Annotated in this window: 22 protein-coding genes; 5 read left to right on the top strand and 17 right to left on the bottom strand. The window is 57.6% G+C overall.

Annotation, left to right across the window (positions count from 1 at the left end):
• Positions 1 to 73 precede the first annotated feature (73 nt).
• Genes FHS72_RS07060 through FHS72_RS07075 form a run of 4 tightly spaced genes read right to left on the bottom strand, consistent with a single transcriptional unit; the run spans position 74 to position 2,624 of the window.
• Entirely contained in the window at positions 74 to 916 is an 843-nt protein-coding gene (locus tag FHS72_RS07060) for an ATP-binding protein (protein WP_183527491.1), read from the bottom strand.
• A complete protein-coding gene (gene tatC / locus FHS72_RS07065; RefSeq protein ID WP_183527493.1) occupies positions 913 to 1,893 on the bottom strand; it encodes a twin-arginine translocase subunit TatC in 981 nt (326 codons plus the stop codon). The genes FHS72_RS07060 and tatC overlap by 4 nt, the downstream gene beginning before the upstream one ends.
• Positions 1,890 to 2,375, bottom strand: coding sequence for a Sec-independent protein translocase protein TatB (gene tatB / locus FHS72_RS07070; protein ID WP_183527495.1), 486 nt, complete (start codon positions 2,373 to 2,375; stop codon positions 1,890 to 1,892). Before tatB ends, tatC begins: the two co-directional genes overlap by 4 nt.
• A 36-nt stretch (positions 2,376 to 2,411) precedes the next feature.
• Positions 2,412 to 2,624: a twin-arginine translocase TatA/TatE family subunit gene (locus tag FHS72_RS07075; protein WP_183527497.1), complete on the bottom strand. Its 213-nt coding sequence runs from the start codon at positions 2,622 to 2,624 to the stop codon at positions 2,412 to 2,414.
• A 198-nt stretch (positions 2,625 to 2,822) separates the two neighbouring features.
• On the opposite strand from FHS72_RS07075, the gene FHS72_RS07080 reads away from it, so the two are divergent.
• Positions 2,823 to 3,479, top strand: coding sequence for a helix-turn-helix transcriptional regulator (locus tag FHS72_RS07080; RefSeq protein ID WP_183527500.1), 657 nt, complete (start codon positions 2,823 to 2,825; stop codon positions 3,477 to 3,479).
• A gap of 59 nt (positions 3,480 to 3,538) precedes the next feature.
• Here FHS72_RS07080 and FHS72_RS07085 read toward each other — a convergent pair whose 3' ends face one another.
• The 11 genes from FHS72_RS07085 to FHS72_RS07135 all read right to left on the bottom strand — a co-directional run bounded on the left by FHS72_RS07085 (position 3,539) and on the right by FHS72_RS07135 (position 16,665).
• Positions 3,539 to 4,363 carry a sulfite exporter TauE/SafE family protein gene (locus FHS72_RS07085; RefSeq protein WP_183527502.1) on the bottom strand — a complete coding sequence of 275 codons (825 nt, stop codon included), beginning with the start codon at positions 4,361 to 4,363 and terminating at the stop codon, positions 3,539 to 3,541.
• Entirely contained in the window at positions 4,363 to 5,355 is a 993-nt protein-coding gene (gene dusA, locus FHS72_RS07090) for a tRNA dihydrouridine(20/20a) synthase DusA (protein WP_221235360.1), read from the bottom strand. Before dusA ends, FHS72_RS07085 begins: the two co-directional genes overlap by 1 nt.
• A gap of 211 nt (positions 5,356 to 5,566) precedes the next feature.
• Positions 5,567 to 7,141: a peptide ABC transporter substrate-binding protein gene (locus FHS72_RS07095; RefSeq protein ID WP_183527506.1), complete on the bottom strand. Its 1,575-nt coding sequence runs from the start codon at positions 7,139 to 7,141 to the stop codon at positions 5,567 to 5,569.
• Positions 7,134 to 8,123: an ABC transporter ATP-binding protein gene (locus FHS72_RS07100; protein WP_183527508.1), complete on the bottom strand. Its 990-nt coding sequence runs from the start codon at positions 8,121 to 8,123 to the stop codon at positions 7,134 to 7,136. Before FHS72_RS07100 ends, FHS72_RS07095 begins: the two co-directional genes overlap by 8 nt.
• Positions 8,120 to 9,136 carry an ABC transporter ATP-binding protein gene (locus FHS72_RS07105; protein WP_183527510.1) on the bottom strand — a complete coding sequence of 339 codons (1,017 nt, stop codon included), beginning with the start codon at positions 9,134 to 9,136 and terminating at the stop codon, positions 8,120 to 8,122. Before FHS72_RS07105 ends, FHS72_RS07100 begins: the two co-directional genes overlap by 4 nt.
• Positions 9,133 to 10,305 carry an ABC transporter permease gene (locus FHS72_RS07110; RefSeq protein WP_183527512.1) on the bottom strand — a complete coding sequence of 391 codons (1,173 nt, stop codon included), beginning with the start codon at positions 10,303 to 10,305 and terminating at the stop codon, positions 9,133 to 9,135. Before FHS72_RS07110 ends, FHS72_RS07105 begins: the two co-directional genes overlap by 4 nt.
• Entirely contained in the window at positions 10,302 to 11,249 is a 948-nt protein-coding gene (locus FHS72_RS07115; RefSeq protein ID WP_183527514.1) for an ABC transporter permease, read from the bottom strand. The genes FHS72_RS07110 and FHS72_RS07115 overlap by 4 nt, the downstream gene beginning before the upstream one ends.
• Positions 11,246 to 11,857, bottom strand: a complete 612-nt coding sequence (locus tag FHS72_RS07120) for a helix-turn-helix domain-containing protein (protein WP_183527516.1) — start codon at positions 11,855 to 11,857, stop codon at positions 11,246 to 11,248. The genes FHS72_RS07115 and FHS72_RS07120 overlap by 4 nt, the downstream gene beginning before the upstream one ends.
• Before the next feature lie 419 nt (positions 11,858 to 12,276).
• On the bottom strand, positions 12,277 to 12,507 hold the full coding sequence (locus tag FHS72_RS07125; RefSeq protein ID WP_246414539.1) for a hypothetical protein: 231 nt from the start codon (positions 12,505 to 12,507) through the stop codon (positions 12,277 to 12,279).
• Positions 12,508 to 12,583: 76 nt separating this feature from the next.
• Positions 12,584 to 15,619, bottom strand: a complete 3,036-nt coding sequence (locus tag FHS72_RS07130) for an efflux RND transporter permease subunit (RefSeq protein WP_183527518.1) — start codon at positions 15,617 to 15,619, stop codon at positions 12,584 to 12,586.
• 8 nt (positions 15,620 to 15,627) lie between these two features.
• The gene (locus tag FHS72_RS07135; protein WP_343042659.1) at positions 15,628 to 16,665 is read right to left on the bottom strand and encodes an efflux RND transporter periplasmic adaptor subunit; all 1,038 of its coding nucleotides are present in this window, start codon (positions 16,663 to 16,665) and stop codon (positions 15,628 to 15,630) included.
• Positions 16,666 to 16,935: 270 nt separating this feature from the next.
• On the opposite strand from FHS72_RS07135, the gene FHS72_RS07140 reads away from it, so the two are divergent.
• Positions 16,936 to 17,277 carry a hypothetical protein gene (locus FHS72_RS07140; protein ID WP_183527522.1) on the top strand — a complete coding sequence of 114 codons (342 nt, stop codon included), beginning with the start codon at positions 16,936 to 16,938 and terminating at the stop codon, positions 17,275 to 17,277.
• Positions 17,278 to 17,331: 54 nt separating this feature from the next.
• Positions 17,332 to 18,465 carry a patatin-like phospholipase family protein gene (locus FHS72_RS07145; protein WP_183527524.1) on the top strand — a complete coding sequence of 378 codons (1,134 nt, stop codon included), beginning with the start codon at positions 17,332 to 17,334 and terminating at the stop codon, positions 18,463 to 18,465.
• 21 nt (positions 18,466 to 18,486) lie between these two features.
• Here the strand turns inward: FHS72_RS07145 and FHS72_RS07150 are convergent, their stop codons facing one another.
• Positions 18,487 to 19,419 (bottom strand): pirin family protein, encoded by a 933-nt coding sequence (locus tag FHS72_RS07150; RefSeq protein WP_183527526.1) that lies wholly within the window; start codon positions 19,417 to 19,419, stop codon positions 18,487 to 18,489.
• 175 nt (positions 19,420 to 19,594) lie between these two features.
• Between FHS72_RS07150 and uxuA the strand changes: the two genes are divergently transcribed.
• Positions 19,595 to 20,800 (top strand): mannonate dehydratase, encoded by a 1,206-nt coding sequence (uxuA, locus tag FHS72_RS07155; protein ID WP_183527528.1) that lies wholly within the window; start codon positions 19,595 to 19,597, stop codon positions 20,798 to 20,800.
• A gap of 150 nt (positions 20,801 to 20,950) precedes the next feature.
• A complete protein-coding gene (locus FHS72_RS07160; RefSeq protein WP_183527530.1) occupies positions 20,951 to 21,262 on the top strand; it encodes a cupin domain-containing protein in 312 nt (103 codons plus the stop codon).
• Between the two features lie 75 nt (positions 21,263 to 21,337).
• Here FHS72_RS07160 and FHS72_RS07165 read toward each other — a convergent pair whose 3' ends face one another.
• Entirely contained in the window at positions 21,338 to 22,084 is a 747-nt protein-coding gene (locus FHS72_RS07165; RefSeq protein WP_183527532.1) for an SDR family NAD(P)-dependent oxidoreductase, read from the bottom strand.

Below are 22,084 nucleotides of genomic sequence, written 5' to 3' on the forward strand. Positions count from 1 at the left end.
AGGTCTTTGTTGAGATTTCGGGAGCCTCTGGCGGGGATTTTAAGAGAGCCAAAGAAGCGAAGGCGTGGCGCACTTAGGTGAGCGTCACGCCTTTTCTACCTGCAAGATCGACAAAGTATTGCCATGCAACGCGGCCAGAACGCGAGCCGCGTGTGGCTTGCCATTCTATCGCTTCGGCCCGCAATGTGTCGTCGTCGATAGCGACACCGTGCGCGTCACAGTAGCCACGGATCATCGACAGATATTGGTCTTGGTCACACGGATGAAAGCCGAGCCAGAGGCCAAAACGGTCTGACAGCGACACTTTTTCCTCGACCGCTTCACCCGGTGTGATCGCGGTAGAGCGTTCGTTTTCGATCATGTCGCGCGGCATCAGATGGCGGCGGTTGGATGTCGCATAGAGCACCACATTTTCGGGCCGTCCGGCGATACCACCGTCCAGAACCGCCTTGAGCGATTTGTAATGCGCGTCGTCGTGGCTGAACGACAGATCATCGCAGAACATCAAGAACCGTTGCGGCTGGCCGCGCAGCATATCAAGGCAACGACCGATGCTTTCCATGTCCTCACGTTGGACTTCGACGATGCGCAGGTCGGGGTGGTCTTTGATAACGGCACCATGGATCGCTTTGACGAGGCTGGATTTGCCCATCCCGCGTGCCCCCCAGAGCAGTGCATTATTCGCGGGCATTCCTTTTGCAAACTGGATGGTGTTCGCGAGCAGCGTGTCGCGGGACCGATCCACGCCGATCAGCAGGTCCAGATCAACGCGACTGACCTTGTCCACTGGCACCAGTTGGTCGGGGTTGGTTTGCCAGACATAAGCGCTTGCCACGCTCAGATCCGGGGCAGGAATTGGCGCGGGTGCCAAGCGATCTAAGGCGTCGGCAATCCGCAACAATGTCTCTTCATTCATGGTTTCTGCTCGTCTTGTGCATTGGTCGTGTCTTCTGCGTCAGCCAAATCGGCCGCTTCTTCGTCGTCGTCGTCGGTATCAAAAAGGCTTTCGCCTTCACCGATGATCCCTTCGGCGCGGGCCGCTTTGTCTTTTCGACGCTCAACAGCCGCGACAAGATGGATTGAGATTTCGTAGAGACCAAAGACCACAACAAACAGGATCAACTGTGTGGTGACGTCCGGAGGCGTGACCAGAGCCGCGACGACCAAAATGCCCACAACCGCATATTTGCGCACGCTACGCAGGCCACGGGACGAGGCCAGACCAGCGGTGCCCATCAATGTCAAAAGCACCGGCAGCTGGAAGCAGATCCCGAAAGCCACGATCATTTTGAGCGTGATATCAAGCGTTTCGTTGACCTTGCCGTTGAACACAATGTCGACGCCAGTGTTGGCTGTCGGGGCTGCAACAATGACATCGACGCCATCAGAAGGCACCACAACCGCGTCCGCCATGATCGCTGAAACAAAGGATGGCAGGTCCGCAAAGCCGAGGAAGAACGCCATTGCCAGAGGCACCACGACGTAATGCGCGAAGGCCGCGCCAATCAAGAACAGCAGCGGGCTAGAGATGATGAACGGCAGGAACGCGCTCTTTTCGTTCTTGTAGAGACCGGGGGCTACGAACCGCCAGAGTTGGTAGGCGATAACCGGAAACGACAGCGTCAGGCCGCCGACCACGGAAATCCGGATCAGCGTGAAAAAGTATTCCTGAGGTGCAGTGTATTGCATAACAGGGTTCGGATTGCCGAGCGAGCGCATGGTTTTCTCGATCGGTCCCAGTAGGAAGTCCAACAATATGCTGCCAAACGAGAAGCAAATAATCATCGCCACCAAGAACGCGCCGACAGAGTAGATCAAACGCGACCGGAGTTCGGTCAGGTGTTCGATCAAGGGTGCTGCGCTGCCGTCCATTTCGTCGTCTTGGGTGCTCATTGGTCGGTCTCTTTTGGGGCGTCGGGGGCTTTGGTTTCCCCGATTGCGGTTTCACCGATGGGCGCTGCTGTGGTTGCAGGCGTCTCGATGTGATTGTCAGATGGGGTTTGTGCTGCCTTAGCGGCTTCGCGTTCTTTGCGTGCCTCAGCCGCTTTGGCCATGCCAGCGTCCATCTTTTCCTTGGCCGCCGCCCGTTCGGGCGACAATGCAGCAGTCGCGGCTGTGATCCCTGACGCCTCTTTCAGCTTGTCGATGCCGAATGCCTTGGGGCTGGTCGCGGCCTTAAGGCTGCTGGAGATGTCGTTGACGCCCGCATCGTTCGCCGCGTCGTTCATCGCCTTGGAAAACTCGCGTGCCATGCCTTTGGCCTTGCCTGTGAACTCTCCGACGGTGCGGAAAAGTTGCGGCAGGTCCTTGGGACCGATCACGATGAGGGCAACAATGCCCACCACCATCATTTCACTCCAGCCGAGGCCAAACATGTGCGATTACCTTATTGGGGATCTTGAGACGGCGAATTAGACTTTGTCTTTTTCGTCAGCTGGGGTCACGTCTTTGGCGGATGCCATGTCGTCCGTGATTTCTTTGTCACCGTCGCTGACGCCGCGTTTGAAAGCTGTGATGCCTTTGCCGACTTCGCCCATCAGGCTGGATACTTTGCCACGGCCAAACAAGACCAAGACGACGACGGCGATCAAAAGGATGCCGGGGATACCGATGTTATTAAGCATGATGTTCTCCATGATGCGGACCATTGGCCGCGCGTAAATCTGTTATTCCCTGACAGATAGGGGGCATTGCGGCGTGATGGAAGTAGGAAACGACAGCATTAAACCCCTTTTTTGCAAGGCTCGCGATAAGGTTACGACAAAAACTTGTCAGTTGTCAGCTTTTTGGCAAAACTAGTACGGAACGAGAGGGAATCACTCATGCGTCGCGCCGACCGATTAATGTCACTTGTCCAAATCCTGCGCGATGGCGCGCTGCACCGTGCATCCGATCTGGCCGCCGCTGTCGATGTTAGCCTGCGCACGATCTACCGCGACATGGAAACGCTGGCCGCATCTGGCGTCCCGATCCAAGGCGAACGCGGTGTGGGCTATCATGTCACGGCAGCGATCACCCTGCCCCCGTTGAACCTGACAATCACCGAAGTCGAGGCGCTGCATTTGGGGCTCATGGCTGTGGCGGGCGGATCGGACGCGGAACTAGCAACAGCTGCGCGCGCGTTAACCCAAAAGATCGACGCGGTGATGCCCGAAGGCAGATCGCGTAGCCCTGCTCCGTTCAGTTTCGCGGTCTATCCCTTTGCGGATGCCGCCAAGGGATTCCAGCATCTGCCGCAAATCCGCCAAGCGATCCGCACCCGCCAAAAGCTGATGCTCACAATTGCGGGCCAAGATCGCACGGTGCGTCCGTTGCAGCTTGATTACTGGGGGCGGTTGTGGACCTGCGTGGTATGGTGCGAAACGACCAAAGCGTTCGCCGATCTGCGTGTCGATCAGATTGCGGCGCTGCGTGTGTTGCCGAGCCTGTTCATCGACGAGCCGCAAAAATCGCTGGCCGCATATTTGGCAAAACGCTGACGTTTGAGACGCCAAATTTTCTCAGAAATTTGTACGATTTTTCGAGAAAAATCGCGCCGCTACCAGCCCAAGGTTTTGCGCAACATGTTCAGCGCTACGAAGATCAGGAACACGCCGAACACCCGTTTCAGCGGCTTTGGGTCCATTTTATGCGCCAATGCGGCCCCCCAAGGTGCGGTGATCAAAGTCATCGCGATGACTAATCCAAAAGCCACGAAGTTCACCGCACCAAATGAAAATGGCGGCGTTGGGTACGCGGACATATCAGTCAGCAAAAATCCGATGACCGACGGCACCGCGATAATCACGCCAAAGCCAGCAGCCGTGGCCACCGCCCTGTGGATCGGCACACCGTAGAGCGACATCACAGGCACGCCAAAAGACCCGCCGCCGATGCCCATCAGCACCGATAGGAATCCGATCAGCGGCGACAATACGGCCCGCACAGGTCCGGTTGGCATCTGTGGGCCCAAACGCCAAGATGCGCGTCCAAAAGTCATGTAAGCACCGACAATTACTGCCAAAATGCCAAATATCAGTTGCAATGCACCGGACCGCAGCGACGTCGCGATGCTGACGCCGATGATCGCGCCGATCACAATGCCGGGCGCCCATGTTTTGAGAATGGCGACGTCAACCGCGCCCTTTTTATGATGCGACAAGCCAGAGCGCACCGAGGTCACGATGATCGTGGCCAGCGAGGTGCCGAGGCACATCTGCATCAACTGCGGGCTGTCATAGCCAAGCACCGAGAACGCATAGAAAAACGACGGCACAAGGACGATCCCGCCGCCCACGCCTAGCAATCCGGCAAGCACGCCCGCAAAGGCGCCAATGGCCAAGATCATGCCGATCATTGGCAGCAAAAGTGTGGCTTCGGGCATCAGGCGGCCTCTTGTGTGATGTATGAAAGGGCTTGCAGCAAAACGGCTTCGTCAGCGCCGTCGCGGTGTGTATTTTCGGACAAATGTCTGCGCCACATACGCGCACCGGGGCGGCCTTGGAACAGGCCGTGCATGTGGCGGGTGACTTGGTGCAGACGGCCACCGCGCGTCATGTGATCGACGATGTAAGGCACCATCAAATGCACGATATCTTCGGCAGTTTTAGTGCCGTCTTTGCCGTAAATCTGGGCGTCCGCATTTAGCAAAACATCCGCTGGCGCATGGTAGGCAGACCGTCCGATCATCACCCCGTCGAGGCCCGCATCAAGGAATGCTTTGGCTTGATCCAGCGACGTAATACCGCCGTTCACGGACAGATGAAGATGAGGGAACAAACCCTTCATTTCATGGACTAATTCATAATCCAAGGGCGGCACATCGCGGTTCTCTTTCGGGGACAGACCTTGCAACCACGCCTTGCGCGCATGGATGGTAAAGCGGTCTACGCCCGCCGCACTGACTTGGGACAGAAAGTCGGGCAAAATCACCTTTGGATCTTGGTCGTCCACGCCGATCCGGCACTTGACTGTGACGGGCAAATCGCTGGCCGATTGCATCGCCTTGACACAAGCGGCGACAGTGGCGGGCTGTTCCATTAGTATCGCACCAAACGACCCCGATTGCACACGATCAGACGGGCAACCGCAGTTCAGGTTTACTTCGTCGTAGCCATATTCTGCTGCAACTTCAGTCGCCTGCGCCAGTTGCGCCGGATCAGAGCCGCCGAGCTGCAATGCAACAGGATGTTCCGCGTCATGAAACCCGAGCAAGCGATCACGGTCGCCATGAATGATTGCAGGGGCCGTGACCATTTCGGTGTAAAGCAAGGTCTCGGACGACATCAGCCGGTGCATGTAACGGCAATGACGGTCCGTCCAATCCATCATCGGTGCGACGGAAAGCCTTGAGGCTGTTTCAAGATTATATTTCAATGACCTACGCCCCACTCTTCATCCAAAACGACGACGCAAAATTGTTGCTAATATCCGGTTTTTCGCGGATTTTTCGACGTTTCGAGATTCTATTTGCGACTAACTAGCAGGTCTAAACCTGCTCTGCACCCCCGCCTGATAGGTCTGTGCGGGGTTCATATGTGTTCGTGGGAAAGGTGCTGCGGGCATGTTGGTGCCCGCAGCACATTGTTTACTCAGCCAGTGTCACATCGCGGAAGTATGGCACGTTCAGCGACGACCGCCAGAAGCCGTCCACGTCGGGCGACATCATCATATAGTTGTAGCGGTGATACATCGGCAAGATGACGTGATCGTTCATCAAAACGCCTTCGGCTTCACGCATCGCGGCTAGCCCTTCGGCCTCGTCAGCGGTGGATTTTGCAGCGGACACGGCGCTCGCGAAATCATCGCTTTTCCATGCGGCCAGATTGTTCGGGCTATCGGGCAAGAACACGTCGAGGAAGGTCATCGGGTGCGGGTAATCCGCGCCCCAGCCCATCTGTGCGATTTGGTATTCGACCTGCTGCACTTCGGGGTAATAGACCTGCCATTCGGTTGCGCGGATTTGCACGTCGATGTTCAGGTTTTCCTTCCACATCTGCTGGATCGCTTCGAGCAGTTTTTCGATTGGCGGTGATGTGTAGGTCACGAACACGGTTTCGGGGAAGCCTTCGCCGTTCGGATAGCCCGCTTCGGCGAGCAAAGCTGCCGCCGCTTCGGGTTGGGCGTCTGCGTCGAGACCGTAGGTATCAATGCCGTCGCGGAAATCTTCGCCGTTCAGTGTCAGACCGTAAGGCACAAGGCCGATCGCAGGCTGGTCCGCAGATTGCAAAACGAAGTCCACGATGTCTTGGCGGTCAATTGCCATCGACAACGCTTGGCGCACGCGCACGTCGTCCAGCGGTGCTTGGGCCGGGTTGAAGAATGCGTAGGTCGTCCCGAGCGCCGGCACGATCATGAAGGCATCGCTTTCAGCCATGAGACGCGGGATTTCGGGTGCTGGAACAGCTTCGATCCCGTCAACCTGACCGGATTCCATCGCAGTTAACGCGGTGGCTTGGTCGGGGATCAGGCGGAACGTCAATGTGTCCAGCGACACGTCGTCAGCTTGGAAATATGCGTCGTTCTTGGCGAACACCACGGATTCACCAAAGTTGAATTCGGTTACTTTGAACGGGCCGTTGCCGATGAAGGTTTCGGGATTGCGGGTCCAGCCTTCGGGGTCGACTTCGACCACATCCTGACGCACGGGGAACCAGTTGGTGTAGGTCAGCAGTTGCATCATGTAGGGAATGCGGTTCGTCAGCGTAAAGGTCAGCGTCTTGTCGTCGGGCGCAGAGATCGCCACGTCGCCCTCGCCGTCAGCTGCATAATGTGCCTCGGCCCCGTCGATCAGGTAGAACATCGCAGGATTTTTCGCGCCGGCCGCCGGATCAAGGACGCGCATCCATGCGTAGACGAAATCTTGGGCAGTGACAGGCTGGCCGTCGGACCAGTTGGCGTCGCGCAGGGTGAATGTGTAGGTTAAACCGTCTTCTGAGACCTCCCAGCTTTCGGCCATTGCCCCTTCGATTTCGCCGCCTTCGGTAAAGCGCACGAGACCTTCAAAGGTATTACCGATGATCGGTGCTGCAAAGGTTTCCGACGTCAGGCCGGGGTCGTAGGTGGCGGATTCATTGTTGACCACATAGGTCAGATCGCCAGCCGCAAAGGCAGGTGCTGCAATCAGCGCTGCAAGGGCCGTGGACATGAAAAGGTTACGCATTTTCTTGCTCCTGTTGGGTGTTGGACATGCTGCCATGCAGCGGGTGGTGGCAGGCGACGGCGTGTCCGTCGTCCTGAGTAATGAGATCGGGTTCACTTTGCGCACACAGCGCGGTCGCATAAGGACAGCGGGTGCGGAAACGGCAGCCAGACGGCAGATCCAGCGGGCTGGGGACTTCGCCAGTTTCAAACGGATCATCGCGGCGCGCGGCGGGGTCCGGAACGGGAATCGCCGACCACAGCAGTTCGGTGTAAGGGTGGCGCGGCGCAGTGTGCAGGGCTTCGGATGGTGCGATTTCAACCAATTTTCCGAGGTACATCACGCCGATCCGGTCCGCGATATGGCGCAGCATCGACAGATCGTGCGTGATAAACAGATAGGCCAAACCCGTGTCGCGTTTCAGCTCTGACAGCATATTCACAATCTGGGCTTGGATCGACACATCCAAGGCGCTGATCGGCTCGTCGCAGACCACAAGTTCGGGTTCCAACGCGATGGCGCGGGCAATGCCGACGCGCTGGCGTTGACCGCCGGAAAACGAATGCGGAAACCGGTCGGCGGCGTCCGCACCTAAACCTACATTGTCGAGCAATTCAGCCACCCGCGCCCGTCGCGTCTCAGCGGTGCCGATCCCCATAATCTCAAGCGGTTCGGCCACAAGTTCGCCCACGGTCATCCGCCCATTCAGCGCAGCCACGGGGTCTTGAAAGATCATCTGCACCTTTTTGCGGTGCGGTTTCAGCGCCTTTTCGTTCAGCGTAGTGATATCGACGCCGTCCAGCACAATCCGCCCGCCAGTTGGGCGATAAAGCCGCATCAAAGCACGCGCGAGCGTGGATTTACCACAGCCGCTTTCCCCCACGAGCCCCAAGGTTTCACCGTGCTGGATCGTTAGACTGACACCATCGACGGCTTTCAACAGGCCTTGCCGCGTTTGGAAGTGCATTTCCAGATTTTCGAGGGCGAGCAATGGCTGGGTCATGAGGGGGTCTCGAATATCTGGGCGGGGGCTGTGGCATCGGCGCGCCAGCAGCGGGCGCGTTGGCCTGCCTGTAGGGCTGGATTACCCGTGGCATCGAACATCGGTGGCGGTGTTTCGCAGATACGCATGGCTTGCGGACAGCGCGGCGCAAACGGGCAACCGGGTGGCGGTGTGCGCATGTCCGGCGGGCTGCCGCGCACGGGTGATAATGGCCGTCCCGCCTGTCGTGGATCGGGGATCGCGGCGAGCAATCCGCGCGTGTAGGGATGGCACGGTGCGGCGAACAGATCAGCGACCAGCGCCTCTTCCATCACCTGACCGCCATACAGCACCATCACGCGGTCAGCGGTTTCCGCAATCACGCCAAGATCATGTGTCACAAGGATAATGGCCATGCCGAGCCTGTCGCGCAATTCTTTCAGCAGTGCCAAAATCTGACGCTGGATTGTGACGTCGAGAGCTGTTGTCGGCTCGTCTGCGATCAGGATATCGGGATCACACGCGAGCGCGATTGCGATCATCACCCGTTGACGCATCCCGCCGGAAAACTCGTGCGGGTAGCTGTCGATGCGGGTTCGCGCGGACGGGATACGCACCAGTTCGAACAATTCGACCGCGCGGTCACGGGCCGCTTTTCTGCTGATCTTGCGGTGCTGCAGCAGCACTTCGACGATCTGGCGGCCAACGGTCATCGTCGGGTTCAGCGCAGACATCGGGTCTTGGAAAACAACGCCGATCTTTTCGCCGCGCACCGCCGTTAATTGCCGTTCCGACAGTTGCAACAGATCGCGCCCGTCGAATTCCGCCACGCCAGAGGTGATATGACCGCCGCGCTTTAGCAGTTTCAGGATGCTCATGCAGGTGACGGATTTGCCCGACCCGCTTTCACCGACAAGCCCTAGGATTTCGCCCCGCTGCAAGGTCAGATCAATGCCGCGCACGGCTTGCACGGTGCCACGGTCGGTGCGGTATTCGGTGCGCAGATCACGCAAGGACAACACAGGTGCGGTCATGATGACAACCTCGGGTCCAATGCATCGCGCAGCCCGTCGCCCAAGAAATTGAACGCCAGCATCGTGAGGCTGATCGCCACGGCGGGGAAGAATAATTGGTGCGGATAGGCGCGCAGGGTTTCAACGGCTTCGGAGGTCAGCGTGCCCCAACTGGCTTGTGGTGGTGTCACGCCAAGGCCGATAAAGCTCATGAAACTCTCGATGAAAATAGCAGATGGGATCAGCATGGTCAGCGTCACAAGGATCGGACCAAAGGCATTCGGCAGCAGGTGTTGAAACAGAATTCGCGAGGTCGAGGCGCCCATGGTCCGCGCCGCAGCCACGTAATCCTGACTTTTCAACGTCAGGATTTGTCCGCGCACAACACGCGCCATATCAACCCAGTAGACCGTGCCGATTGCCAGCACGACGGAAAGCAATCCGGACTGCAAAACCACCATCATCAAGATCACGTAAAGCGTGAGCGGGATGGTCGCCACGATCTCGACAAAGCGCATCATCACGGCGTCAACGCGACCACCTATTAGGCCCGCAACACCGCCATAGATCACGCCAATCACGAAGTTCGCAAGCACGGCTGCGGCAGCGACAAGCAGTGAAATCCGCGCCCCGTACATTTGGCGCACCAGCACGTCGCGGCCCAACTGATCGGTGCCAAAGGGGTTGCGATTGTTCATGGCTAACCCGCCTGCTTGGGCCACTTTGCCGTCGATTGTCAGAACCGCAGGCCGCTGACTGTAGTCCAAGACGACCTCGCGGTCGTCGATGACCCAAGTGCTTTGACGGTTTATCATATCGCGGTCATCTGGGCGCAAAAGTGCGGTCAGGCCGCCTTTTTCGCTCACTTCGTACAGGTTCAGGTTGCTGGTGTTCACATGCACCAGCGTGTTGTCTGTGACCGTGTAAGGTCGATAGGTTGGCGGCAGATTGGACAGTTCTAGGTTCTGCTCGAAATAGCTGTAGGGCGACATCATCGGGCCGAAAATCGCGGCGAATATCAGCAACACAATAAACACCAGTCCCGCCATGGCAGGCCGATGCCGGAACAAACGCCCGCGCACACCAGCCCAGAAACCACGGGTGGCAGTTGATACAATCGGATCGCCAAGCTGCCCCGTTTGGGGATCAAGCGGCAACCACATTTCGGGTGCAATCGGAGGACGGGTCATTTGCGGTCTCCGTAAGAAATGCGCGGATCGAGCCAGAGATACAGCAGATCAACGATCAGAATCATCAGCATCAGAAAAGCCGCATAAAAGATCGTGATGCCCATGATAGCGGTGTAGTCGCGGTTGGTGATCGACTGCACAAAATGCCGCCCGATCCCCGGAAGCGCGAAAATCTGTTCGATCACAAAACTGCCCGTCAAAAGGTTGGCCACGACAGGCCCCAGCACGGTCACAACCGGGATCAGAGAATTGCGCAAACCGTGGCGCAGCATGACGGTATGGGCCGGAAGCCCCTTGGCGCGGGCGGTCATGATGTAGTCTTGACCCATGGTTTCCAGCAGGCTGGAGCGCGTTAGACGTGCCACAAATGACATCCAGAACCCCGACAATGCAAACACCGGCAGAATATATCCGCGCCAGTCATCCAGCCCAAACGCAGGCGTCCAGCCGAGCCGTAGCGCAAAAATATACAGCGCCACCGTGGCGATCACATAAGACGGGACCGCGATGCCGAGGCTTGCGATGAACATTGCCGCCGTATCAGGCCAACGCCCGCGATTAAGTGCTGCGACGATCCCCGCAGGCACGCCAAACGCCACCACGCAGATGATCGCCAGCAGCCCTGTTTGCGCCGTCACAGCCAGCCCGTCGGCGATCATGCTGTTCACGCTCACGCCCGGATATTTGAACGACGGCCCCAGATCGAGCGTCAGCACACCGCCAAGATAATTCAGGTATTGTCGCCAGATCGGCTGGTCGAGACCGAACTTCGCGTTCAGGGCAGCTTCGATTTCGGGGGCGAGCATTTTTTCGGACACAAATGGTCCGCCCGGCACAGCGTGCATCAGCGCAAACGTCAGCGTAATCACCGCCAATAGCGTCACGAGCATCATTGCGACCCGCTGCACCAACCAGCCAATCGGAAGGCGGCTTGCGCTGCTCATGACGGTTGCTCTGCTGCGATATTGGGTCGGCTTTGAAATGTGGGGCCGTTGCCGAGCCAGAACAAAACCGCGTCTTCATCGTGTGGGTTCACGGCCTGATGCCGTAGATCGGACCGGAAATGCAGCGTGTCACCGACGCCTAGATCATAGACCTGTCCGTCGATGGTGAACTGCACGCGCCCTGCCCTGACTTCGACGAATTCTTCGCCAAAGTGCTGATCGGTTTCGGTGGTAAAGCCCGCAGGCAATGTAATCAGAAACGCCGAAAACGATGCGCCGACGAATTCGCCGTGCAGGCGTTCGTAGGTCATGCCGCCTTCGCGGACCCAGATCGTGTCGCGGTCTTTGGCGCGGGTGGTCAGGCCTCGGGCGTTCGGGATCGGAATGAAATGCCCCAAGTCTAGGGATAATGCCGCGGCCAAACGGTTCAGCGATCCCAGCGACGGCGTTGCAATATCGCGTTCGATCTGGCTCAGATATCCCACAGACAGATTTGCGCGGGTGCTGAGGTCTTGCAGCGTATAATTGCGAGAGCGCCGCGCCGCCCGCAAAAGCGCACCCACTGCCGGGCGTTCTGCATCTAACTTGAAATTGGCTTCAGGGGACACGCGGCTAGCTCCTGTATGACACAGGATCAGTCTATCTAAAAAATTTAGATATTTGCAATAAGTTTTATATTCGCCCCTGAAACGCTACGGACGCGGACGTCGCTTGCCCATCAGATGCCCAAAATTGTCGCGTTAATCCCCTGCTGCGTGCGCTTGGGAAAGATCGTCGAGCCAGAAGATGACGCTTGGCGATTCTTGGGCGAGGTTCAATTCTTGGTTTATCGCGTCGACCGCCCTGTCCGCGAGGCGTGTCAGGTATAAATTCCCTTCGCTAAAGATTGCTGCGATGCGGCGGCCGTGGCCTGCCTTGCGGCATGGTTTGCTCCTGACCGGCGCGGGTAAACTCGCTTTGGGTTAGCATACCGTGAAACCATGTGCAGGAAACTGCGGCTGTGATTTTTAGCCATGTCTCGTCAGGCTTAGTCGTCTAGATCACCCTCATCGGGCGTGGTGTTCAGGTAGATGCGCCCGATTGCCTTCACAAATGGCAGATTGCAAAAGACCACGATGCCAGCCGCGATGAGCAACCTGTTAACTATGCTGACAGGCATTGGATCAACGTCGTCCGCATAGAGCGCTATGACCACGGTGATCACCACAAACCAGATGATCAGCGCGCGCAGGTGACGCAGGACGCCTTGTTTTGACATTGCCGGCACGTTGCGCCCTCGCATGTTGATCTGTGCCGCCCATTAGTCAGCGGTGAGAGTAATCTGCAAGCCCTTCTCAAGCAGAGGCCCGCTGTGCGGACCTCTTGAAGAAGATGAAATACAGCACCGGTGCCGCGATCAAGGTCAGGACAGACGCAAACGCCAAGCCACCCATGATCGTGACCGCCATCGACTGGAAGAACGCATCGCTGATCAGGGGCAACATGCCAAGGATCGTGGTCGCCGCGGCTAAAAAGACGGGCCGCAGACGTGACGTTGACGCATTCACAATCGCATCGACGAGCGGCAGGTCCGGTTGTGCGGCCCGCGTGAGGTCGATTTCCTCGATCAGCACGATCCCGTTTTTGATCAACATCCCCGATAGCGACAACAGGCCAAGCAACGCCGTAAAGGTGAATGGCAAGCCAGAGCCGAGCAACCCGAGGCTGACCCCGTTGACCGCCATCGGCACCAAGAGCCAGATGATAATCGGCTGACGTAGCGCGTTGAACAGCAGCACAGAAATCAGCACCATCACGATAATACTGAACGGCAGTTGGCCAGCAAGCGAGGCTTGGGCGTCGGTCGAGCTTTCAAGTTCGCCGCCCCATTCCATGGAATATCCGTTCGGGATGTCCATATCTTCGATGGTTTGGCGCACCTCAAGCAGCACTTCTGATGCGGTCATGTCGCGTGGGATATCGGCCCCGACAGTAATCACATCCGCACGATCCCGCCGCAACAGCAGCGTGTCCTGTGGTTCAAAGACGAAACCGTCGGTGATTTGTTCCAGCGAGACAAAACCGCCGCCGCTGTCCGAATAAATCACGTGATCGGTCAGCGCCAGATCAGCGTCGCGGGGGGCGCGGACGGTGATCGGAATTTGACGGTCCCCCTCGCGGAAGGTGCCTGACGCCAGCCCTTCGATTGCGAATTGCAATGTGTGGGTGATGTCGGACCGCGAGATACCAGCATCCTGTGCGCGGTCTTCGGAATAGATCGGGCGCAGTACAAGTTCGCGTTCACGCCAGTCTTGGCGCGGGGTCAGGATGTTGTCGGACGCCGCACTGAGCCTTGCTATCGCTTCGTCCGCGAGATCGCGCAGGACCTCGTGGTCTTTGCCGGAAAAGCGGACTTCGATAGGTGCGCCACCGCCGGGGCCAAAGGCCAGACGTTTGACACGGAATTCACCTTGCGGCACGGCGTTCAGCGCATAAGCTTCGAGCGCGTTCATCTCGTCTTCGATCACGTCAAGCGAGCTGACGCGCACGATCAAATGCCCATAGCCCGGATTTGGATCTTCGCTGTTGTAGGTCAACATAAAGCGGGATGCGCCCTGCCCGATGAAGGCAGTCGTGGTTGTGACTTCTTCACGCTCGGACAGCCAGCTTTCCAGCACCTGCATATCGTCAGAGGTCTGGTGGATCGATGCGCCCTGCGGCAGTTTGTAATGGACAAAGTACAGCGGCGTGTTGCTGTCCGGAAAGAACTGCTGCTTGATCTGGCCGAACATCATAAAGCAAACCGCAGTCGTCGCGATCAAGGCGGCCACAACCGCCCAGCGCAGTTTGATGCACGCTCGCAAGACGGCAGCATAGGCACGGAACAACCCACCGTCATAGCCGCCGCTGTGTGATCCGTCGCCTTGTTTGAACAGAAAATGTCCCAAAAGCGGTGTGGCAGTGATCGCCAGCACCCACGACAGAAGCAGCGAAATCGCGATCACGGCGAACAACGAGAACAAGAATTCGCCCGTCGCATCAGGGCTGAGGCCGATACCGGCAAAGGCCATGATCCCGATAACCGTGGCACCGAGCAGCGGGATTTGCGTTTTGCTGGCGGCTTCAGTGGCGGCATCGCGTGAATTGCGTCCGCCTTGCATGGAAATCTGCATGCCTTCGGCCACAACAATCGCATTATCGACGAGCATCCCCATCGCGATAATCAAGGCACCCAGCGAAATCCGCTCCATCTCGATAGAGCCCAGCGCCATGACGAACAGCGTGCCCAGAACGGTCAGAAACAGCGTCGAGCCCACGACGATTGACGCACGCCAGCCCATGAAGACCGCAAGCACGACAACAACGATGATCACAGACATCGCGAGGTTCACCAGAAATGCGTTAGAGGCTTCTTCGACAACGGTGTGTTGCTGATAGATCGGCTCGATTGAGATACCCAACGGGATATCCATGCGCAGTGTATTGAGGTGCGCATCGACGCGTTTACCGACTTCAACGATGTTTTCGGTGGCAATGCCAGCGACGCCAAGCGTGAAAGCTTCGGTGCCGTTGTGCCGCACGATCAGGTTCGGGTTTGCTTCGCGGCCACGGTAGACGTCTGCGAAGTTCGACAGGTTCACGACTTCGCCGCCGACGCCAATGGACAGGGCAGCGATTTCGGACACGCTATCGGACCCATAAGGGCGTTGCACGATTGTGCGCCCCGCGGTCGACTGGATTTCACCGCCGTCGACCATTTCGTTCGCACCGGAGATAGCGCCTTGGATAGCTGCGGGCGGGATACCCATGTTGTTGATTAACGCAAGATCGGGTTCGATATAGATCACTTCGTTCGGCACACCCGACAAGGCCACATCAGACACACCGTCCACACGCAGCAGTTCGCGGCGCAGGTACGTCGAGAGCTCATTGATCTCGGCGTCAGAATATCCGGGCGCTGTGACGGCATAGTACATGCCATAGACGTCACCAAAGTTATCATTCACAAACGGCTCGGACGTCCCGCTGGGCATTTGTGCGTCGCCCACACGGTCGCGCAAGCTCGTCCAAATCTCTGGCAGCTCGGTCCCGTCGTATTGGTCCCGCATGTTGACGGTGATCCATGACAATCCGGGCTGGTTCATGGTCTGGATATCTTTGACCTCGCCCATCTTTTGAATCTCGGATTCAATCGGCTCGGAGACTTCAAGAGCGACCTCTTCCGCTGAAGCGCCCGGGTATTGTGTCACGATGATCGCGGTCTTGATGGTGAAGGCGGGATCTTCGAGGCGGCCCAGCGCGTTGAAGCCCCATAAGCCCCCCAAGAGGCAAATCAGCATGACGATCCAAGTATAGATCGGGCGGTCGATTGAAACGCGAGCGATATCCATGGTCAGTCTCAGTCCCCGAAGCCGGTAAAGCGGCGCACTGTTTCGCCATCGGTCAACCGACTTGCGCCAATCACGACGATCTGTTGACCGGGCTCTAGCCCTGCTGTGATCTCGACCTCACCGCTGTTAGAGGGTTGGACCTCTACGGCGGTTTTTTGAACCGTGCCTTGATGCTCGTCCGTGGCTGTGTAAACCATAACGCTGGTTGTGTTGTCGTTTTCAATCACTACGGCAGAGGCAGGCACTTCGATATGCGCGACACCGATGTCTACCAGCGCCGTCACCTTAGCGGATGAGCCTGGAAGAACATCCAAGCCTTCCTGTGGGTCCATCCCCAGTGTGATGGTGTAGGTTTGGCCAACTTGCTCTGTCTCGGCGTTGTATTCTCTGATCTCTAGCGGATACAGTTTTTCGCCAAACGGGAATTCAGCCATGAACGTGGGGTCGATGTATTGCCCCGCGCGTTGGAACAGCTGTTCAGGCACGTCGATCTCGATCCGCAGGTCAGACATATCGAGCAGGCGCACAACAGGCGTACCCGCAGCAACGGTCGAAAAGTTCGGTTCAAGACGCGCGGCGACAATCGCGTCGAATGGCGCGTGCAGCGTGGCATTGGTCAGCTCGCGTTCCGCATTTCTGACAGCAATCTCACTGAGCTCCAGTTGTGTCTGCGCGTCCAGCAAGTTGCTTTCGGCGACAGAGCTACCAAGAAGCTGCTGAAACCGGCTGGCAGTCCGCGCGGCTTGGGTTTGCTGCGCGGTGGCTTCTTCGAGCGCCAATTCGAACGGTTGCTGGTCCATCATGGCGACCATGTCCCCCGCAGACATAAACGCGCCCTCTTCTACCGGAAGCTCGACAATCTGCCCGCCGACTTGGAACGCGAGGTCTAGGGTTTCGCGTGCCACGACACGGCCAAAGAAAACGCGGCGCTCTTCGCCACTACCCGACGTGACCGCTTCGATCTTAACAATCGGGGTCTGTGCCTGTGCAGCGAGCGGCATCACGGCCATAGACATGAGCGTGGCAATCCTGATCAGCTTTGTCACCGGCATCTCCTTAATTCGAATCCAGATATACGATGGACCTGACTAGCGCCCGCCTCTGCTAAAGTTCAAGCCTTACGCAACGGCTTTGCTTGCACGCCCTTATCGTTGCCGCCGTTTAAGTGCGCAAAAGTGGCGATCTTGTGGTCTACGCCCCCCCCCGCCATTTCGCCTGCTCACATTTTTTCCAAAACCTGCGACGGAAACAGAACGGCCCCAAGTATAACCACTGATCCCGAGACAAATGGGGTCACATAGAAACATGAGGCAACAATGATCACTTCATTCTCCAAAAACCTGACACTTGGCATCACACTGGCCGCTGTTCTTTTCCCACTGGCAGCATCCGCACAAGACGGCCAACGTCCCGCGCCACCGACCGCTGAAATCGCAGCCGCACTTGGTGTGAGCGAAGCCACATTGGCCACGTGCATGCCCCGCCCTGAAAGAGGCGAACGCCCTGCCAATGGTGAACGCCCAGCCGAAGGCACACGCCCAGCGCGTCCGGACGCCGCAGCGATTGCCACATGCCTGCAAGCGGAAAACCCAAGCCTGACCGAGCAGACTGTCGCTGACACGCTGAAGTCTTTCGCACCAGAACGGCCTTCGCGCTAATCACTAGCGCGGGGTTCTGCCCCGCGCCCCACACCAGAGCCAAAGGCGCAGACGATGTCCCCTACACCAAACACTCCTTTCAAACTGAGCAGACGGCACGTGTTGCTTGGTTTGACCGCGAGCACGATCCTGTCCGCCTGCGTCGAGACCTCTGACGAATTGATCACGCTGCAATCGACCCGCGAGAAAACCGATCCCCTAGGCAGTCTACGGTTTTCCGCAAATGCAGACGCGACCACATGGGCGCGGCACCTTGATGTGTCGCGCCTCATAAACAAACCCCAGATATTGGCCCTATCGGGTGGCGGTGAAGACGGCGCGTTTGGCGCAGGTGCGTTGGCAGGTTGGTCCCAAACAGGCAACAGGCCGGATTTTGACATTGTGACGGGTGTCTCTACAGGCGCGTTGATCGCACCAATGGCTTTTGTCGGCGCAGAGGGTGACAATGCGTTGCTGCATATGTTTCTCGATAACGGTGCTGACGATATCATGCGGTTCCGCTGGCTATCAGCTGCGACCAGTGACGGGATATACGACACCACCCCACTGGCCGAGTTGATCGCGCTTTATACCCCTGACAGCTTCCTTGAGGCCGTCGCCGCAAAGCATGACGCAGGCGGTAGGTTGTTCGTGGTCACAGCGAACCTCAGCACATCGGACGCAGTCGTGTGGAACATGGGCGCAATCGCCAAGTCCAAGCAATACGATCTGTTTCGCACCGTGATCCGCGCGTCAGGCGCATTGCCCGGTATGTTCTCGCCTGTGAAAATTAACTTTTCTGCGGATGGTTTGGACTTTGCCGAGACCCACGTTGATGGTGGCGTTCAGATGCAAGTTCTTGCCACACCACCCGCCGCCTTTGCGGTTCAGTCTGATGCAGCACGCGGTGGCAGCGCCTATGTGATCGTGAACAATACGCTTGATCCCGCCCCGCAAGTCAGTTCCGGCACCGTACTGGGCATATCCCAACAAGCGATGACGGCGATGGTCCGGTCCAGTGCCGCGTCCTCTATCAACACTGCACGTCTGCTGGCCCATGAACACGGTCTTAACTTTGCAGTTACCAGTGTGAGCCCCGACAGTGGTGTGGTCTATGACCCCAGTGACCGCTTCTCACCGACCTATATGGCTGCACTCTATGAACACGGGTTTGAACGCGCAGCATCAGGCGCATTGTGGGAGGCGTAGTCCTACGCCCCCACAGCATCATCACGGCAAAGGAATAAACTCGTCGCGATCATCCACGGGCAGCTCAAAGCGTCCCTCGCCCCACCGTCCCGCACGCCAGTCTTCCTTGGCCGCGGCGATCTTGTCCCTGCTTGACGCAACAAAGTTCCACCACACATGGCGCGGCCCGTTCAATGTAGCACCGCCCAGCGCCATCATCCGCGCACCTTGCGGGCCTGCGGCGACGGTGATCTTGTCACCGGGCCGGAACACCATCATCTGACCTGCCGTGAAGTCTTGGCCCGCGATCGTCACTGAGCCCTGCGTAATATAAAGCCCGCGATCCTCGTGATCGTCTGGCAAGGGCATCCGCGCACCTGCGTCCAGCACCACGTCCAGATAGAACGTTTCCGAGAACATGGTCGCCGGAGCCGTTTCACCAAAGGCCGTGCCAAGGATCAGTTTTGCGTTGATACCTTCCGCTTCGATCTCGGGCAGTGCCTCTTTGCCGTGGTGTTCAAAAATCGGGTCCATGTCTTCGTGGTCTTCGGGCAATGCCAACCACGTCTGGATACCAAACAAGGAATGCGGCCCGCTGCGCCCTTGTTCCGATGTACGTTCCGAATGCGTCACACCTTTGCCCGCCACCATCCAGTTCAACGCACCGGGGCGAATGATCTGATCGGTGCCGATGCTATCGCGGTGATGAAAATCGCCCTGATACAGATACGTCACCGTCCCAAGCCCAATATGCGGATGCGGGCGCACGTCGATACCCTGCCCTGTCAGAAACTCGGCAGGTCCGGCCTGATCAAAGAAAATGAAGGGTCCGACCATTTGCCGTTTCGGTGCAGGCAAGGCGCGTTTGACTTCAAATCCACCGATGTCACGTGCACGCGGAATAATGACTGTTTCGATTGCATCGACGCCGATCTCGTCGGGGCAGCCGGGGGCCAGTGTAGGGTTCCAACTCATCGCAATCTCCTTTCAGGTTAGGCCGATTGTGCCGCATCGCCCCCATAGCTGTAAACGAAAAGCAGGTCTGCATCGACGAACATTGTCTTCGCGCAACCATAGCTTGATTATCGATCCCGACACCAAGTATGCTAGTATACAACATTCAGATAGACGCAGACAGGACACCCCAGATATGAAGCAAACTTGGCGCTGGTTCGGACCGCATGACACGATCTCAACGGCCGATATGCGCCAATGTGGCGTCGAAGGCGTCGTGTCCGCGCTGCACCATATCCAACCGGGTGCCGTGTGGTCGCAAAACGAGATCAAGAAACGGCAAGCGCAGATCAGCACCCTACCCGACGGGACGCCATCGGGGCTTGCGTGGGATGTAGTCGAGAGCTTGCCAGTCTCAGAGACGATCAAGACCAAAGGGCCGGATTACACCACCCATATCGCCAACTACATTGAAAGCCTGCGCAATCTGGCGGCCTGCGGGATCGAAGTGCTTTGCTACAACTTTATGCCGATTTTGGATTGGACGCGTACCGACCTGCACCGAGCGATGGATCATGGCGGCACGGCTATGTCGTTTAATCTGATCGATTTTGTTGCTTTTGATGTTCATATTTTAGAGCGCGGCGCTGCGTCTGATGACTACAGCACTGACACACTTGCCCAAGCTGCCGAACGGTTCGCGGGTTTGGATACGGCTGCGCGCAAGCAATTACAGAACAACATCATCGCAGGGCTGCCCGGTGCCAATGATGCGTGGAGCTTGCAAGAGGTCCGCGACAACCTAGCCACTTACGCCGATATCGACGCGGCAAAGCTATTCAGCAACATGATCGACTTTTTGGCGCAGGTCGCCCCCGTCGCCCAAGAGGTAGGTATCCGGATGTGTTGCCACCCTGACGATCCGCCCTTTCCGCTGCTTGGCCTACCACGGATCATGTCCACCCAAGCCGATTACACGCGGTTGATCGCTGACGTTGATCTGGACGCAAACGGCATCACGTTCTGCACCGGATCGCTGGGCGTTGATCCTGATTTTGACGGGCCGCAGTTTATCCGCGACCTTGGGCACCGCATCCACTTTGCCCATTTGCGCAATACCAAGCGCGAGATGCCGCATGACGGCAAGCGTACCAGTTTCCACGAAGCCCCGCATCTTGGCGGTGACACCAATATGGTCGCAGTGATGCGAGCCCTACTGGATGAAGAAGCCAAGCGTCGTGCATCAGGTCGCACAGATCACAGCATCCCGATGCGCCCCGATCATGGGCAGAACATACTGGACGACCTCACACGCGACAGCATGCCGGGCTACCCGCTGATTGGGCGTATGCGCGGGCTAGCGGAATTGCGCGGCATTATGGCGGCGCTATTGGATGCGTGACGGCACCTGCCGGAAAACACGGGGATTGCTCTGCTGAAAAGCGCTGGCGCTGATTTCTGCGCGGTGCCTGCAAAGCAGTCTTTCCTTCACGCGGGCGCTATCTTAACATCAGTGCCAGCACATAGCGCAGACATAACAGGAGTTCGCACGATGACCGATTTTCCAGTGATTGAAACAGGCGAAAACGTCACACGCCAAGTGCTTGCGGACCATCCCGATCTGATGCTTGTGGCATTTGGTTTTGGCAAAACGGGCGCAGAAGGCGCGTTGCATAACCACCCGCACGTCCAATCTACATTCGTCGAAAGCGGCCGGTTCCGGTTCACTATTGATGGCGTCGTGTCCGAAGTCGGCCCGGGCGATACATTGATCGTCCCGTCCAACGCGGTGCACGGCTGTGTTTGCCTAGAGCCCGGCCGCTTGGTGGATTGTTTCACCCCGCGCCGCGACGATTTTCTCTGATCCAATCACAAACGAAACCGCCCCAAAATCCGGTTGGACCTTGGGGCGGATCACGATGACAAAAGTTCTTGCGACTTAGCTGAACAGCATGCCGCCGTTGATGTCGATGTTCGTGCCCGTCATGAACGCGCTGTCATCACATGCAAGGAACAAAACCAAGTTCGCAATGTCGTCTGGCAGACCCTGACGGCGCACTGGTGCAGATGCTTCCAGACCGCGACGCGCAGCGTCTGGTGTGTGTACGTTGTGGAAATCTGTGTCGATCATACCCGGACAGATCGCATTCACGCGTATTTTTGGACCCAATTCTTTGGCCAAACCACGTGTCATTGTCATCACTGCACCTTTGGACGATGCATAAGCCACGGAACCCGGTCCGCCGCCGTCACGACCAGCTTGGCTGGCAAGGTTCACGATTGTGCTGTTGTCGGACATATGCGGCAAGCACGCTTTGATCATCAAGAAGATGCTTTTCAGGTTCAAGTCCATGACCGCATCCCAGTGAGACACTTCCATTTCCGCGAATGTTTTACGCGCGATCAGGCCGCCTGTGTTGTTGACCAACACGTCTACGCCGCCAAATTCCGCAACAGTCTTTTCAACCAGCGCATTCACGCCCGCCTCGGATGACAGATCGCCTTGCAAAGCGAATGCTTTACCGCCAGCGGCAGTGATCTCTGCAACAGCTTCATCAGCGCCCTTGCTGGACGAGAAGTAGTTGATTGCGACGTTTGCGCCTTGAGCTGCCAGCATTTTAACGCAAGCCAGACCAATATCGCGTCCGCCGCCAGTGACGATCACTGTTTTACCTTCGAGTTTCAT

This window comes from Yoonia ponticola (assembly GCF_014199395.1).
Classification (GTDB): Bacteria; Pseudomonadota; Alphaproteobacteria; order Rhodobacterales; family Rhodobacteraceae; genus Yoonia; species Yoonia ponticola.

Coding starts and splice junctions, on each gene's coding strand:
- FHS72_RS07060 (WP_183527491.1), bottom strand. CDS start 916: ATGAATGAAGAGACATTGTTGCGGATTGCCGACGCCTTAGATCGCTTG.
- tatC (WP_183527493.1), bottom strand. CDS start 1,893: ATGAGCACCCAAGACGACGAAATGGACGGCAGCGCAGCACCCTTGATC.
- tatB (WP_183527495.1), bottom strand. CDS start 2,375: ATGTTTGGCCTCGGCTGGAGTGAAATGATGGTGGTGGGCATTGTTGCC.
- FHS72_RS07075 (WP_183527497.1), bottom strand. CDS start 2,624: ATGCTTAATAACATCGGTATCCCCGGCATCCTTTTGATCGCCGTCGTC.
- FHS72_RS07080 (WP_183527500.1), top strand. CDS start 2,823: ATGCGTCGCGCCGACCGATTAATGTCACTTGTCCAAATCCTGCGCGAT.
- FHS72_RS07085 (WP_183527502.1), bottom strand. CDS start 4,363: ATGCCCGAAGCCACACTTTTGCTGCCAATGATCGGCATGATCTTGGCC.
- FHS72_RS07095 (WP_183527506.1), bottom strand. CDS start 7,141: ATGCGTAACCTTTTCATGTCCACGGCCCTTGCAGCGCTGATTGCAGCA.
- FHS72_RS07100 (WP_183527508.1), bottom strand. CDS start 8,123: ATGACCCAGCCATTGCTCGCCCTCGAAAATCTGGAAATGCACTTCCAA.
- FHS72_RS07105 (WP_183527510.1), bottom strand. CDS start 9,136: ATGACCGCACCTGTGTTGTCCTTGCGTGATCTGCGCACCGAATACCGC.
- FHS72_RS07110 (WP_183527512.1), bottom strand. CDS start 10,305: ATGACCCGTCCTCCGATTGCACCCGAAATGTGGTTGCCGCTTGATCCC.
- FHS72_RS07115 (WP_183527514.1), bottom strand. CDS start 11,249: ATGAGCAGCGCAAGCCGCCTTCCGATTGGCTGGTTGGTGCAGCGGGTC.
- FHS72_RS07125 (WP_246414539.1), bottom strand. CDS start 12,507: ATGTCAAAACAAGGCGTCCTGCGTCACCTGCGCGCGCTGATCATCTGG.
- FHS72_RS07130 (WP_183527518.1), bottom strand. CDS start 15,619: ATGGATATCGCTCGCGTTTCAATCGACCGCCCGATCTATACTTGGATC.
- FHS72_RS07140 (WP_183527522.1), top strand. CDS start 16,936: ATGATCACTTCATTCTCCAAAAACCTGACACTTGGCATCACACTGGCC.
- FHS72_RS07145 (WP_183527524.1), top strand. CDS start 17,332: ATGTCCCCTACACCAAACACTCCTTTCAAACTGAGCAGACGGCACGTG.
- FHS72_RS07150 (WP_183527526.1), bottom strand. CDS start 19,419: ATGAGTTGGAACCCTACACTGGCCCCCGGCTGCCCCGACGAGATCGGC.
- uxuA (WP_183527528.1), top strand. CDS start 19,595: ATGAAGCAAACTTGGCGCTGGTTCGGACCGCATGACACGATCTCAACG.
- FHS72_RS07160 (WP_183527530.1), top strand. CDS start 20,951: ATGACCGATTTTCCAGTGATTGAAACAGGCGAAAACGTCACACGCCAA.
- FHS72_RS07165 (WP_183527532.1), bottom strand. CDS start 22,084: ATGAAACTCGAAGGTAAAACAGTGATCGTCACTGGCGGCGGACGCGAT.